Source organism: Streptococcus sp. KHUD_010 (assembly GCF_040207525.1).
Lineage (GTDB): Bacteria > Bacillota > Bacilli > Lactobacillales > Streptococcaceae > Streptococcus > Streptococcus hominis.
This window is the reverse complement of the sequence record NZ_CP157941.1, coordinates 1,264,590-1,277,196: the sequence shown is the minus strand read 5'-3', so window position 1 is coordinate 1,277,196 and position 12,607 is coordinate 1,264,590. Positions and strand designations below refer to the sequence as shown.

The following is a 12,607-nucleotide window of genomic DNA, read 5'->3' as shown; positions in this document are numbered from 1 at the left end:
ACAGTTTCCTAAACAGGATGGTGAGTTCTTCATCTTAGCCGAGGAATAAAATAGTAAGAATAAAAGATAGTTTACAGCAGAAGTTACTTGATAATCAAGTGCGTTATGAAAGGGAAGAAATTCTTTGGATGTTAGATTATATCGGTCATCCTGATTATAAAATACGAGATGAGTTGATTTTCGTTACTCTAGCTAGAGCCATACAAGAGCAACTATTTACAAAGGAACAGTTTGATTTTGTAGTGGTTGAAGCTCTAAAACGACAAGGACTCTTGTATAAAAAAGAAGAAGTTGGTCAAGCGACTCTGACTCGATCTTTTACGGCTTTATTATTAGCTAATTTGCTAAATGCGGATGCTAAGAAAAATTCACTTTATTTTAAAAGGCTTTCTAGTCAGCAAAGAATGGCTCTATTTGAACAAGGAATGTCTTATTTGCTGTATGAAAATGATAGGACTGGCTATTCTGAAGAATATGGTTGGATACATGCCTTTGCTCATGGTGCAGATCTTTTAGTTGAGATTATTTGTCACCCAGATTTTCCTATAACACGAGTAAATGAAGTTCTACAAGTATTAGAAAAGATTTTTAAAAGAGTGAATTGGCGTTTTATCAGTGATGAGGACTGGCGTTTGGCACGAGTCATCTATCAGGCTGTTTTAAATGATAGACTCTCACAAACCAGAGTTGCAGCTTGGTTAACTTCACTTGACTTTCCACTAGAAAATTCAACAGACTTCTTACAATTTTCTAATGCTCGTTCATGCTTGTTAGAAGTTTATCTTCAGTTAGACAAAGAAAAAGCTCTCTCAGACGAGCTAAGAGAAGCTATTCAGTTGTTTTCGTACTAAATATCAAAAATGATAAGTGCATCTTCTAGTTCTTTTTGGAGGTGCTTTTTCTTATATGATTGGAAAAGAGATAAGTCTTTTACTGCATTATAGCGTTTGTGGAGACGGTACATTTGAGATATTTTGTATTGAGGATAATCCTCGAAGAATTGTTGGGTCAACTGCCATTCGCGGATGTAACCAAGAGGTCTTGTATGGTAGCAGACACCGTCAATCATTCGAGCGGAGTGGCGGTGGTGAAGATGACCAAAGACAACATCTTTCACACCATATTTGACAAAGAGATTATGAAAGGCTTGACTGCCCAGAAAAGCATTAAAGCGCTGAAAATAAGGGTGATTGTAAAGAAAATCTTTGTGAGGAACAAAATGCATAGCTAGGATAATAGGACCATTCAGAGAAGCCAAAATTCTCTCAAGTTGTTCTAGGGTCTGTTGAGTGAGTATAGGGTCATCAGTGTTGCGGTTCAATCGTCTATCAAACCAGAAAAATTGCTTGGTTCGTTTGTGTTCTTCAGGTGTTTTTTCGGGAACGAAGCCATAGTCATACCAACCTGCTAGGCTAATAAACTGAGTCTGTCCAAATGATTGTACATTGAAATTGTGCTGTTGAATGTCGTCTTCTGTCATTCCTAGCATGTCATGATTGCCTAAATTATAAGAAACGGAGAAGGATTTTTTGAGCTTTTGTAAAAAAGGCAAACTAATGTGTTCAAAATCATTAGACAGATCCCCTGCAAAGTGAATGTGGTCAACTTTTTTCTTTTTTAGTAAATCAATCAAAATGGTGATGTCTTCATCGGTAAATTGATTTGAATCCAAATGAAGATCGCTCATAAATGCTAAATTTGTCATGCTCCTAGTGTAGCATATTCTAGGTAAAATGAAAGAAATAAATTTTTCGTCAAAAATCATGGGAATTTTTAAGTCTTTTAGTGTAAAATGGAGGTAAAAAGGAGGGGTAAAAGATGATTAAATTAGTAGCATTTGACATAGACGGTACATTTCTTCGCTCTGACAATACCTATGATGTGGAGCGCTTTGAGAAAATTTATCGAGCATTGCAAGAAAAAGATATAAAAGTGGTCGTCATTTCAGGCAATCAATATGCCCAGCTAGTTTCGTTTTTTCCAGAACACCAGTCTGAATTGATAATCGTTTCAGAAAATGGAGCACTAATTTTTGAAGGCGAGAAGTTATTGCGAGAAGAAAAAATCGCTAGAATAGAGATTGAAAAGGTTTTAGACGTGCTTGTGTCAGAAGGATTAGAAAATGCGACAACTCTTTGCGGGCTTCATTCTGCTTATTTGATCAAGTCAGCACCCAAACAGTACAAAGAAGAAATTGCAATTTATTACCATGCATTGAAAGAAATCTCTAATTTTCAGGATTTGCCAGAAGATGATTTTGTCAAATTAGCCTTATTGGTGTCAGAAGAAAAAACAGATCCACTCCTTGAAAAGCTAAATCAAGCTACTGGTCAACTCGTTCAGGCAGTTTCAAGCGGACATGGTTTGATTGATATCATCCAAAGAGTTGTTCATAAAGGCTCTGCTCTTGAATTCCTTAATCAGCATTTTGATATTTCACCACAGGAGATGATGGCTTTTGGCGACGGTGGAAATGACCTAGAAATGCTAGCTTATGTAGGTCACAGCTATGCGATGGCAAATGCTCCTGAAAAGGTCAAGAAAACAGCAATGTATCAAGCACCAAGCGATCAAGAATCAGGCGTTTTAGAAATTCTAGAGCGAAAGGTTGTAAAGGGGTGACTATCATGAATGTCATTTTGACGTATCTAACCTCTTAATATTTTTAGCCAGACGGCAACCTATCTAACAATCATGTAACAAAGAACGAAATTTCTTGATTCAGAATTAGAAATTTTATACAATAACTATTATTGGACTCTGTCAGAAATTAGAAAAAAATACTGACTTGTGATATAATAAAACGATATGTGAAAAGAGGTAAGTATGGATATTTCAGAAATTCGTCAAAAAATTGACGCAAATCGTGAAAAATTAGCTTCTTTCAGGGGGTCTCTTTGACTTAGAAGGTCTGGAAGAAGAAATTGCAATCTTAGAAAATAAGATGACAGAACCTGATTTTTGGGATGATAATATTGCGGCGCAAAAAACATCTCAAGAATTAAACGAACTCAAGCAAACCTATGATAACTTCCAGCAAATGGCTGATTTATTTGACGAATCAGAGATTTTGCTTGATTTTTTAGCGGAGGATGATTCTGTACAGGAAGAGTTGGAAGAAAAATTAGCAGAGTTGGAAACAAAAATGACCAGCTATGAAATGACACTCCTCTTGTCTGAACCTTATGATAATAACAATGCTATCCTTGAAATTCATCCAGGCTCTGGTGGAACAGAAGCTCAAGACTGGGGGGATATGTTGCTGCGGATGTATACACGCTTTGGCAATGCTCATGGTTTCAAGGTTGAAGTATTGGACTATCAAGCGGGAGATGAAGCGGGGATTAAGTCTGTTACCTTGTCTTTTGAGGGTCCTCATGCCTATGGTTTGTTGAAGTCTGAAATGGGAGTTCATCGATTGGTACGCATTTCGCCATTTGACTCAGCTAAACGTCGTCACACTTCTTTTACTTCAGTGGAAGTCATGCCGGAGTTGGATGATACGATTGAAATTGAGGTGCGAGACGAAGACATCAAGATGGATACTTTCCGTTCCGGTGGTGCCGGCGGACAAAATGTCAACAAAGTTTCAACTGGTGTTCGTTTAACCCACATACCAACGGGAATTGTGACACAATCCACTGTTGACCGCACACAATATGGAAACCGTGATCGGGCAATGAAATTGCTTCAAGCGAAACTCTACCAAATGGAGCAAGAAAAGAAAGCAGCTGAAGTGGATTCCTTAAAGGGAGACAAAAAAGAAATTTCTTGGGGAAGTCAAATTCGCTCTTATGTCTTTACTCCTTACACGATGGTCAAAGATCATCGGACAGGCTTTGAAGTCGCACAGGTCGACAAAGTCATGGATGGAGATATTGATGGCTTCATCGATGCCTACTTGAAATGGCGGTTAAACTAAATATTAAATTTACGAGAGTGGCATAGACAACTATAATTGCAATGCAATCATGGTCACTTCTCCCACTCCCTCAACTATCTTACGAAAGGAACTCTTAACAATAAATGTCAATTATTGAAATGAGAGATGTTGTCAAAAAATATGACAACGGAACAACAGCCCTGCGTGGTGTGTCCATTGAAGTAGAGCCAGGAGAATTCACCTATATTGTAGGTCCTTCTGGAGCAGGAAAATCAACATTTATTCGTTTATTATATCGAGAAATAAAAGTTGATAAAGGTGATTTACAAGTAGCTGGGTTCGACCTTGCTAAGATTAAAAAACGCGATATTCCAATGTTACGTCGGAATGTTGGTGTCGTTTTCCAAGACTATAAGTTGCTACCCAAAAAGACAGTTTATGAAAACATTGCTTATGCAATGGAAGTTATTGGTGAACGCCGTCGGAATATTAAAAAGCGAGTTATGGAAGTGTTGGATTTGGTTGGTTTAAAGCACAAAGTCCGTTCATTTCCAAATGAACTCTCAGGTGGTGAGCAACAACGGATTGCCATTGCACGTGCGATTGTGAACAATCCTAAGGTTTTGATTGCCGATGAGCCGACAGGAAATTTGGATCCAGATAATTCGTGGGAAATCATGAATCTACTGGAGCGAATTAACCTGCAAGGGACGACTGTTCTAATGGCGACCCACAATAGCCAAATTGTAAATACTTTGCGTCACCGCGTTATTGCCATCGAAAATGGTCGTGTGGTGCGTGATGAAGCAAAAGGAGAATACGGATACGATGAATAGTAGATTTTTAAGTCACCTGCTTGAATCGCTCAAAAGTTTGAAGCGAAATGGTTGGATGACAGTTGCTGCAGTCAGCTCCGTGATGATTACACTAGGGTTAGTCGCAATCTTTGTGTCAGTCATTTTAAACACAGCGAAGCTAGCAACAGATATTGAAAATAATGTGCGGGTTATGGTCTATATGCGACCAGATACAGCGGACAATGAAGAGACCATTACAAAAGAAGGTCAAACAGTCAAAAATGAGGACTACCATAAGGTATATGATGCTCTCAACAAAATGTCAAATGTGAAATCAGTAACATTTTCTAGCAAGCAAGAACAATTAAAGAAACTAACAGAAGTTATGGGTAAAGATTGGAAACTCTTTGAAGGAGATGCCAATCCCCTGCATGACGCTTATATTGTTGATACAACCGACCCCAAATACGTCACGTCTGTCGCAAACAATGCGAAGAAAGTGGAAGGGGTTTCTGAAGTAGAGTACGGTGGAGCCAATACAAAACGTATTTTTGCGTTAGCTAATTTTATCCGTACGTGGGGAATTGTAGGAGCGCTCCTCTTAGTCTTTATTGCTGTTTTCTTGATTTCAAATACTATTCGGATTACGATTATTTCACGCAGTCGTGAAATTCAAATCATGCGTCTGGTGGGAGCAAAAAACAGTTACATTCGAGGTCCATTCTTGTTAGAAGGAGCCTGGATTGGCTTGCTTGGAGCAGTTGTTCCAGCTGGCTTGGTCTATTTTATTTACGAAATGGCCTATAAGTCATTTAATCCATCTCTTGCTAGTCAAAATCTTTCAATGATTGTACCAAAAACCTTTATTCCATTGATGATTGCCTTCCTATTTGTTGTAGGAATTATCATCGGAGCATTTGGTTCGGTTCTCTCAATGAGACGATTCTTAAAAATTTAAAAAAGAAGTGATAATAAAAACCCTATTGAACTCTGACCCGAAAGTTAGACAGAAGAATCTAACTTTTGAGATGCAGTTCATTTAGGGCTTTTTTAATGCAAAAATGGATTAAACATTTTTTCATGAACAATGGTGGTTTGAGGACCATGCCCAGGATAAACATCATAATCAGGCAAGGTCAACAACTCATTTTTGATGCTAGAAATGAGTTGTTCCATATTTCCAGTATAGAGATCCGTTCGACCAATTGATTCGCAGAATAAAGCATCGCCAGTTAAAACAAAGTGCTCGTTAGGAAAGATGATTGAAACACCACCGATGGAATGTCCTGGTGTTGGTACGACGTAAAAATAAAAATCATCTAGACTATAGGAACTATGATAATCAAAAAAGACATCAGCAGGCTGGAGAATGATGTTATCCATATCTTGGTGGCGAGCTAGTCCAGATAGATTATATTCCGGAGTGTAAAGCCAAGTTGCTTCACTTTCAGCGACATAGACAGGCGGCTGGTGAAATTGCTGACGGACTAAATCAACACTCATAATATGATCATAATGAGTATGGGTCAGCAAAATAGCTGTAATTGGCTTATTGATTTCTTGGATTTTTGTTGCAATTTTATCCCAGTCACTACCTGGATCAACTACGATAAGATGATGCTCATTTTCTAAATAATAAGTATTTTCGTATGCTTGAGCGTTTAAAGTTTTATGAATTGTTATCATGAGAACTCCTTTCACTTCATAGTTTAGCAAAAAATATGAAAAATGACATAAAAGAAATATCAAGCTATTTATCAAGGGAAAATAAGGCATAAAATGTGATACGAAATAGTTGGATTTATGGTATAATTTTTCTAATATGACACAAGAAAAAAGAAAATATGCCGTGGTGGATTTAGAGGCGACGAGTGCCAGCAGCAACGCAAAAATTATTCAAGTCGGGATTGTGCTGATTGAAAATGGTCAGATTGTCAAAACTTATGAAACCGATGTGAATCCTCATGAAAAGTTAGATCCGCATATTCGCCAATTGACAGGATTGACAGATAAGCGATTGAGAAAGGCGCCAGACTTTTCTCAAGTGGCTCGTAAGATTTATGAGTTGATTGAAGATGCCATTTTTGTGGCGCATAATGTGAAATTTGATGCTAATTTATTAGCAGAAGCTCTCTTTTGGGAAGGATTTGAATTGGTGACTCCGAGGGTAGATACGGTAGAGCTTGCACAAGTCTTTTTCCCAACGTTTGAAAAATACAATCTAGGAATATTATGTGAGCAGTTAGATATTCCTTTGAAACATGCGCATACAGCACTTGCGGATGCCTCAGCAACGGCTACATTATTTTTAAAAATACAAGAAAAAATTCAAAAACTTCCAAAAGAATTGGTAGAGTATTTGTTGAAATTTTCGGATAGTTTGATTTACGAATCACGCTTAGCGATAGAAGATGCTTTTAACCAAATGTCGGACATAACTTGCCGTGATTTGATGAAGTGGCAGGGAATTTTTCTTCGAAAAAGTAAAAAAATCCAAAAAGCGAGGAAATTGTCCAAAAATTTCACTCACAACATCAATTTGCTGGATTTAGAGGAGCGAAAAGAACAAGATGAGTTTGCACATGATGTGGAACAGGCTTTGAAAAGTCAGCAACCAAGTTTTTTACAAGCTCAGACAGGTTTAGGCAAGACCTATGGTTACTTGCTTCCTGCTTTGGCCCAAACGAGCAAGCAAATTCTGGTAACAGTTCCTACGAAAGTATTGCAGGACCAGATTGTGGCAAATGAAGGACAAAAGTTAGAAGAAATCTTTCATCTTTCTGTTCATAGCTTGAAAAGCCCTGCTAATTATTTAAAGCTTGACTTCTTTTATGACAGTTTGCAGCGGGTAGATGACAATCGTTTGGTCAATCGTTGCAAGATGTTGCTTTTAGTTTGGCTCACAGAAACAGAATCTGGTGATTTGGATGAAATTGGTCAACGGCATCGCTATCAGACCTATTTTCAACAGGTGCTTCATGATGGTAAATTGAGCAAAAAATCCCTCTTTTATGGTGCAGATTTTTGGCAAAAAGGTCAAGAAAAATCCAAACGCAGTCGTGTATTAGTGACTAATCATGCTTATTTTTTGACGCGGTTAGAAGATGATAAATCCATTGTGGAGAATCGGCTTTTGATTGTGGATGAAGCTCAGAAGTTGTTTTTAGCTTTGGAAAATCTCTCTCGAAAATCCCTCAATATGACAAAATGTTTGCAGCAAATTCAGTCAGAACTTGAAACAACAAATACCATTTTGCAACGTCGGTTATTAGAGGACATTCAATTTGAATTGACTCATGCGGTGGAACAATTCCAACGCTACAAGAAAAATGAGCTAACGAAAGAAACCTGTTCCAAACTCCGACAAGATTTATCAGAGTTAGATCAAAGATCTTTTTCTGACTTACGCACTATTTTTGCCACAAAATACGACCAGTTCTGGTTAAAAGAAGAGCAGTTCGATGATTATCGAGTGACGATGTTGGAAGCCGCTTGCCTAGAAGTGCTAGATTTTCGAGCCTTGCTGCCTGAAGAAGTTCAAGTCTTATTCGTTTCAGCCACGCTTGAAATCAGTAAAAAAGTGCATTTAGCGCATTTACTTGGTTTTGAAAATGCACCATTTTATCAGTTACCACAAAAGCAGAAACATCAGCAGAAAATATGGTTGGATAAGAATTTTCCAAATGTTGTAGATTTGGATGTGGATACTTATGCAGAATTGATTGTCAAGTGGGTTCATAAATTAGCCACTCAAGAAGTGCCACTTCTCGTTTTATTCACATCGAAAGCGTTGTTGTTAGCTGTTTCGGAACGTTTGCGCTTGCCACACTTAGCCCAGTATAAGAATGGTGAAGCGGCTAATATTAAACGACGTTTTGACAGAGGGGAAACGAGTATTTTACTAGGGGCAGGCAGTTTTTGGGAGGGAACAGATTTCTCTAGTCAGAAGCAAATGATTGAAGTCATTACACGGATTCCATTTGATAATCCGAGCGATTTCTTTACGCAAAAACTCAACCGCAAATTGCGGCAAGAAGGCAAGAATCCTTTTTATGATTATAGCTTGCCTGTTGCTATTTTACGCCTAAAACAGGCTTTGGGGCGTACAATTCGACACCAAGAGCAGCAGTCAGCAGTCGTTATTTTAGACAATCGCATGTTAACCAAACGTTATGGACGGCAAATTCAGACAGCCTTGGAAAAAATTGCTCCAATATCCGTCACCAGTATGAAAAAAATTCCAACAGAAATTGAGCAATTTTTGAAGAAGAAGGAAACGGTGTAATTTTACCCCATTAGAAAACTCAGTTCACTTTTTAACTGAGTTTTTTGCTAAAAATGGTAATTTCCTCTGCTGCTAGTTTTAAATTTTGTTATAATAGAAACACAAAGAAAGAAGGTTCAATATGTATCAAAAATATCTTCCAGGGATTGGTTTTGCTTTTGTATTAGCGGCAGTAGCAACCGTCTTGGGAAATTTATTCCCCTTGATTGGCTCTAGTGTTTTTGCCATTCTTTTGGGAATTCTAGCTAATAATCTTTTTCATATAAAGAAGACCTATCATGCTGGTCTAGCTTATTCAGGTAAGAAATTACTGCAATATTCCATTATTTTGCTGGGGTTCAGCATGTCCATTGGTCGTGTCTCTGCTACGGGTATTTCCTCTTTAAAAATTAGCATTTTAACTATACTGATTGCTTTTATTTCAGCTTATGTGGTAGGACGTCTGTTGGGAATGGGCAAAGTTCTAACCACTTTAATTGGATTTGGAACGGCTATTTGTGGTGGTTCTGCCATTGCAGCAGCTTCGCCGATTTTAGAAGCAAAAGATGAAGACATCGCTTTATCTATTTCAACAATTTTCTTCTTTAACATTTTAGCAGTCTTTATTTTCCCTTTTTTGGGACATCTCATGCATATGAATAATGCAACTTTTGGAACTTGGGCAGGAACCGCTATCAATGATACATCATCTGTTGTAGCAGCGGGCTACACTTACAGTCAGTCAGCAGGAGATTTAGCAACGATTGTGAAGCTCAGTCGTGCTCTAATGATTGTACCAGCTTGTCTCATCTTTGCAGGAGTCCGATATGTACGCTCACAAAACAGTCATCAAAAAGTCGATTTAAAGAAAATTTTCCCTTGGTTTATTTTGTGGTTTGTTGTGGCGTCTATTGTTACTAGTGTTGGGATTTTTCCAAGTTCGCTCGTTCCTGCAACGAAGTTCTTGTCACAATGGCTCATGGCAATGGCTCTTGCTGGAATTGGTGCAAGAGTATCCTTTGGGCAATTTAGAAAAGCAGGCGCAGCGCCGTTGTTGACAGGAGCATTTGCTTGGTTTGCAGTTGCTGTATCTAGCTTAATTATTCAATACTTTTTCTCGTAAAAGTGCTTTAAAAGTGACTGACATTTATTACGTATGTTGGAGGAGATATGCCTTATCAAAAACGCTCGATTGATTCACGAGTGGACTATAGTTTAATATTACCGGTATTTTGTTTGCTTTTTATTGGTGTTGTAGCCATTTATATCGCTGTTAGTCATGATTATCCAAAAAATGTTTGGCCAATTGTAGGGCAGCAGATTGCCTGGATTGCTCTAGGGACAGTTATCAGTCTGGTTATCATGCTATTCAATACAAAATTTCTTTGGCAAATCACGCCATACTTATATGTGTTCGGATTGGCATTGATGGTGCTACCACTTATTTTTTATAGTTCAGAATTAGTCGCTTCAACAGGAGCAAAAAACTGGGTGACTATAGGACATGTGACCTTGTTTCAACCATCTGAATTTATGAAAATTTCTTATATTCTGATGCTGTCACGAGTTGTTGTTAATTTTTTACAGCGTTATAAAGATAGAGAGCGAACGGTTAAATTGGACTTCTTCCTGATTTTTGAGTTAGCCCTTTATACCTTACCCGTTCTGATTTTATTGGCATTGCAGAGTGACCTAGGGACAGCATTAGTCTTTATCGCAATCTTTTCAGGAATTGTCCTCTTATCAGGTGTGTCTTGGAAAATCATTGTACCAGTTGTTTTGACCATTCTGGTTGTAGGCGGTGGCTTTTTACTTATCTTCATTTCAAAAGACGGGCGAGCTTTTTTGCACCAAATTGGGATGCCAACCTATCAGATCAACCGTATTTTGGCTTGGCTGAATCCGTTTGACTACGCTCAAACCACTACTTATCAACAGGCACAAGGTCAAATAGCAATTGGTAGTGGTGGTCTCTGGGGACAAGGGTTTAATGTATCCAATCTATTGGTTCCTGTGCGTGAAAGCGATATGATTTTTACGGTTATTGCAGAAGATTTTGGCTTTGTCGGCGCAACAGTTGTGATTGCCTTGTATTTGCTCTTGATCTATCGTATGCTAAAAATTACGCTGAAATCAAATAATCAATTTTATACATATATTTCAACTGGTTTCATCATGATGTTGCTCTTTCATATTTTTGAAAATATCGGAGCAGTGACGGGAATTTTGCCTTTGACAGGGATTCCACTTCCATTTATTTCGCAAGGGGGATCCTCTATCATCAGTAATTTAATCGGGGTTGGACTCTTGCTTTCGATGAGCTATCAAAATAATCTCACAGATGAAAAAAAGATACGCTATCCTCAAAGACGTAAAAAAGTGGTTTTAAAACGATTAAAATAAAGGAGAAGAAAAATGATAAAAGTAGCTGTTATGTTAGCCAATGGCTTTGAAGAAATTGAAGCATTGACGGTTGTGGATGTTCTTCGCCGTGCAGGAATTCTATGTGACATGATTGGATTTGAAAAAGTGGTAACAGGTTCTCATGGTATTTCAGTTCAAGCAGATAAAGTTTGGGCTGGAAAGTTAGAGGATTATGACTTAGTGGTACTGCCGGGAGGAATGCCTGGTGCGACCAATTTGCGAGATGATGATCGTTTGATGTCAGCTCTACAAAAGATGCAGGAAGAAGGCAAGTGGATAGCTGCCATTTGCGCAGCACCGATTGCACTCAATCGTGCAGGTATTTTAAAGGACAAACAGTTTACCTGTTACGATGGTATCGAGTCAGATATTGATTCTGGCATTTATATCAAGCAAACCGTCGTTGTTGACGGGAAAGTGATTACTAGCCGTGGACCTGCAACTGCTCTAGCTTTTGCTTATGAGTTGGTTCATCAGTTAGGCGGAGACAGTGAGCAGCTTGCAACGGCGATGCTTTACAATGATGTTTATGGTGATTGATTATCTATGATACTAAAACTTATTTGGAATGATCCAAGTAAGTTTTTTGATGGGAACTTATACCTAAAATAAGCACTCCTATCCCTTTTTACAGCCATTTTTTACAAAAATATGTTATAATAAGGGGTATGGATTATCAAGATTATATTTGGGATTTAGGGGGGACTCTCCTCAATAATTACGAGACGTCAACGGCTGCATTTGTAGAAACGTTAGCTGGTTTTGGGATTCAAGCTGCCCATGATGATGTTTACAAGGCGCTAAAGGTTTCAACTCCCTATGCAGTTGCTCAATTTGCGCCCAACATTCCTGCATTTTTACAAACTTATAAAGTGAATGAAGCAAGAGAGTTAGCTCATCCAGTATTATTTGAAGGTGCTGCAGATTTGCTCAAGAATATCGTTGCACAAGGAGGGCGTAATTTTCTGATTTCTCATCGGAATGATCAGGTTTTAGAGATTCTTGATAAAACAGGGATTTCAGGCTACTTTACAGAAGTTGTGACTTCTAATCGTGGTTTTAAGAGAAAGCCAAATCCTGAGTCAATGCTTTATTTAAAAGATAAGTATCAGATTGAGAATGGGTTAGTCATCGGAGATCGTTCAATTGACACAGAAGCAGGTCAATCAGCTGGCTTTGCAACTTATCTCTTTGATGATATGGAAAATCTCAAGAAATTTATAAAAATATAGAAAAGGA

General features: G+C 38.1%; 12 protein-coding genes. 10 read left to right on the top strand and 2 right to left on the bottom strand.

Annotated features, from left to right (window positions below):
- The first annotated feature begins 59 nt into the window (after nucleotides 1-59).
- Nucleotides 60-851 carry a DUF2785 domain-containing protein gene (locus tag ABKA15_RS06275; protein ID WP_049513705.1) on the top strand — a complete coding sequence of 264 codons (792 nt, stop codon included), beginning with the start codon at nucleotides 60-62 and terminating at the stop codon, nucleotides 849-851.
- Here the strand turns inward: ABKA15_RS06275 and ABKA15_RS06270 are convergent.
- On the bottom strand, nucleotides 848-1,705 hold the full coding sequence (locus ABKA15_RS06270; RefSeq protein ID WP_049513704.1) for a metallophosphoesterase: 858 nt from the start codon (nucleotides 1,703-1,705) through the stop codon (nucleotides 848-850). The genes ABKA15_RS06275 and ABKA15_RS06270 overlap by 4 nt on opposite strands.
- 113 nt (nucleotides 1,706-1,818) lie before the next feature.
- Between ABKA15_RS06270 and ABKA15_RS06265 the strand changes: the two genes are divergently transcribed.
- From ABKA15_RS06265 to ftsX, 4 genes are all read left to right on the top strand, one after another.
- Nucleotides 1,819-2,622: a Cof-type HAD-IIB family hydrolase gene (locus ABKA15_RS06265; protein WP_049513702.1), complete on the top strand. Its 804-nt coding sequence runs from the start codon at nucleotides 1,819-1,821 to the stop codon at nucleotides 2,620-2,622.
- A 204-nt stretch (nucleotides 2,623-2,826) separates the two neighbouring features.
- Nucleotides 2,827-3,922 (top strand): peptide chain release factor 2 gene (prfB, locus tag ABKA15_RS06260; RefSeq protein WP_100069422.1). Its coding sequence is split into 2 segments (ribosomal slippage): nucleotides 2,827-2,898 and nucleotides 2,900-3,922, totalling 1,095 coding nucleotides; the frame shifts between segments, so codons are not numbered across the junction.
- Nucleotides 3,923-4,026: 104 nt separating this feature from the next.
- Nucleotides 4,027-4,719 (top strand): cell division ATP-binding protein FtsE, encoded by a 693-nt coding sequence (gene ftsE, locus ABKA15_RS06255; protein ID WP_049513700.1) that lies wholly within the window; start codon nucleotides 4,027-4,029, stop codon nucleotides 4,717-4,719.
- Entirely contained in the window at nucleotides 4,712-5,638 is a 927-nt protein-coding gene (gene ftsX / locus ABKA15_RS06250; protein ID WP_186832707.1) for a permease-like cell division protein FtsX, read from the top strand. The genes ftsE and ftsX overlap by 8 nt, the downstream gene beginning before the upstream one ends.
- A 92-nt stretch (nucleotides 5,639-5,730) precedes the next feature.
- Here the strand turns inward: ftsX and ABKA15_RS06245 are convergent, their stop codons facing one another.
- Nucleotides 5,731-6,366 (bottom strand): MBL fold metallo-hydrolase, encoded by a 636-nt coding sequence (locus ABKA15_RS06245; RefSeq protein WP_049513696.1) that lies wholly within the window; start codon nucleotides 6,364-6,366, stop codon nucleotides 5,731-5,733.
- A 136-nt stretch (nucleotides 6,367-6,502) separates the two neighbouring features.
- Between ABKA15_RS06245 and ABKA15_RS06240 the strand changes: the two genes are divergently transcribed.
- The 5 genes from ABKA15_RS06240 (at nucleotide 6,503) to ABKA15_RS06220 (ending at nucleotide 12,600) form a co-directional block, all read left to right on the top strand.
- Nucleotides 6,503-8,965, top strand: a complete 2,463-nt coding sequence (locus tag ABKA15_RS06240) for a bifunctional DnaQ family exonuclease/ATP-dependent helicase (RefSeq protein WP_186832706.1) — start codon at nucleotides 6,503-6,505, stop codon at nucleotides 8,963-8,965.
- A gap of 121 nt (nucleotides 8,966-9,086) precedes the next feature.
- Entirely contained in the window at nucleotides 9,087-10,067 is a 981-nt protein-coding gene (locus tag ABKA15_RS06235) for a YeiH family protein (RefSeq protein ID WP_049513692.1), read from the top strand.
- Between the two features lie 47 nt (nucleotides 10,068-10,114).
- Nucleotides 10,115-11,347 (top strand): FtsW/RodA/SpoVE family cell cycle protein, encoded by a 1,233-nt coding sequence (locus tag ABKA15_RS06230; RefSeq protein WP_049513690.1) that lies wholly within the window; start codon nucleotides 10,115-10,117, stop codon nucleotides 11,345-11,347.
- A 12-nt stretch (nucleotides 11,348-11,359) separates the two neighbouring features.
- Nucleotides 11,360-11,908 (top strand): DJ-1 family glyoxalase III, encoded by a 549-nt coding sequence (locus ABKA15_RS06225; protein ID WP_049513688.1) that lies wholly within the window; start codon nucleotides 11,360-11,362, stop codon nucleotides 11,906-11,908.
- A gap of 128 nt (nucleotides 11,909-12,036) precedes the next feature.
- The gene (locus tag ABKA15_RS06220) at nucleotides 12,037-12,600 is read left to right on the top strand and encodes a hydrolase (RefSeq protein WP_018543441.1); all 564 of its coding nucleotides are present in this window, start codon (nucleotides 12,037-12,039) and stop codon (nucleotides 12,598-12,600) included.
- The last annotated feature ends 7 nt before the right edge of the window (nucleotides 12,601-12,607 follow it).

Bases quoted from the DNA above. Each gene is read 5' to 3' on its own strand.
- ABKA15_RS06240 (WP_186832706.1), top strand. From the start codon at position 6,503: ATGACACAAGAAAAAAGAAAATATGCCGTGGTGGATTTAGAGGCGACG.
- ABKA15_RS06225 (WP_049513688.1), top strand. From the start codon at position 11,360: ATGATAAAAGTAGCTGTTATGTTAGCCAATGGCTTTGAAGAAATTGAA.
- ABKA15_RS06230 (WP_049513690.1), top strand. From the start codon at position 10,115: ATGCCTTATCAAAAACGCTCGATTGATTCACGAGTGGACTATAGTTTA.
- ftsE (WP_049513700.1), top strand. From the start codon at position 4,027: ATGTCAATTATTGAAATGAGAGATGTTGTCAAAAAATATGACAACGGA.
- ABKA15_RS06265 (WP_049513702.1), top strand. From the start codon at position 1,819: ATGATTAAATTAGTAGCATTTGACATAGACGGTACATTTCTTCGCTCT.
- ABKA15_RS06220 (WP_018543441.1), top strand. From the start codon at position 12,037: ATGGATTATCAAGATTATATTTGGGATTTAGGGGGGACTCTCCTCAAT.
- ABKA15_RS06245 (WP_049513696.1), bottom strand. From the start codon at position 6,366: ATGATAACAATTCATAAAACTTTAAACGCTCAAGCATACGAAAATACT.
- ABKA15_RS06270 (WP_049513704.1), bottom strand. From the start codon at position 1,705: ATGACAAATTTAGCATTTATGAGCGATCTTCATTTGGATTCAAATCAA.
- ABKA15_RS06235 (WP_049513692.1), top strand. From the start codon at position 9,087: ATGTATCAAAAATATCTTCCAGGGATTGGTTTTGCTTTTGTATTAGCG.
- ftsX (WP_186832707.1), top strand. From the start codon at position 4,712: ATGAATAGTAGATTTTTAAGTCACCTGCTTGAATCGCTCAAAAGTTTG.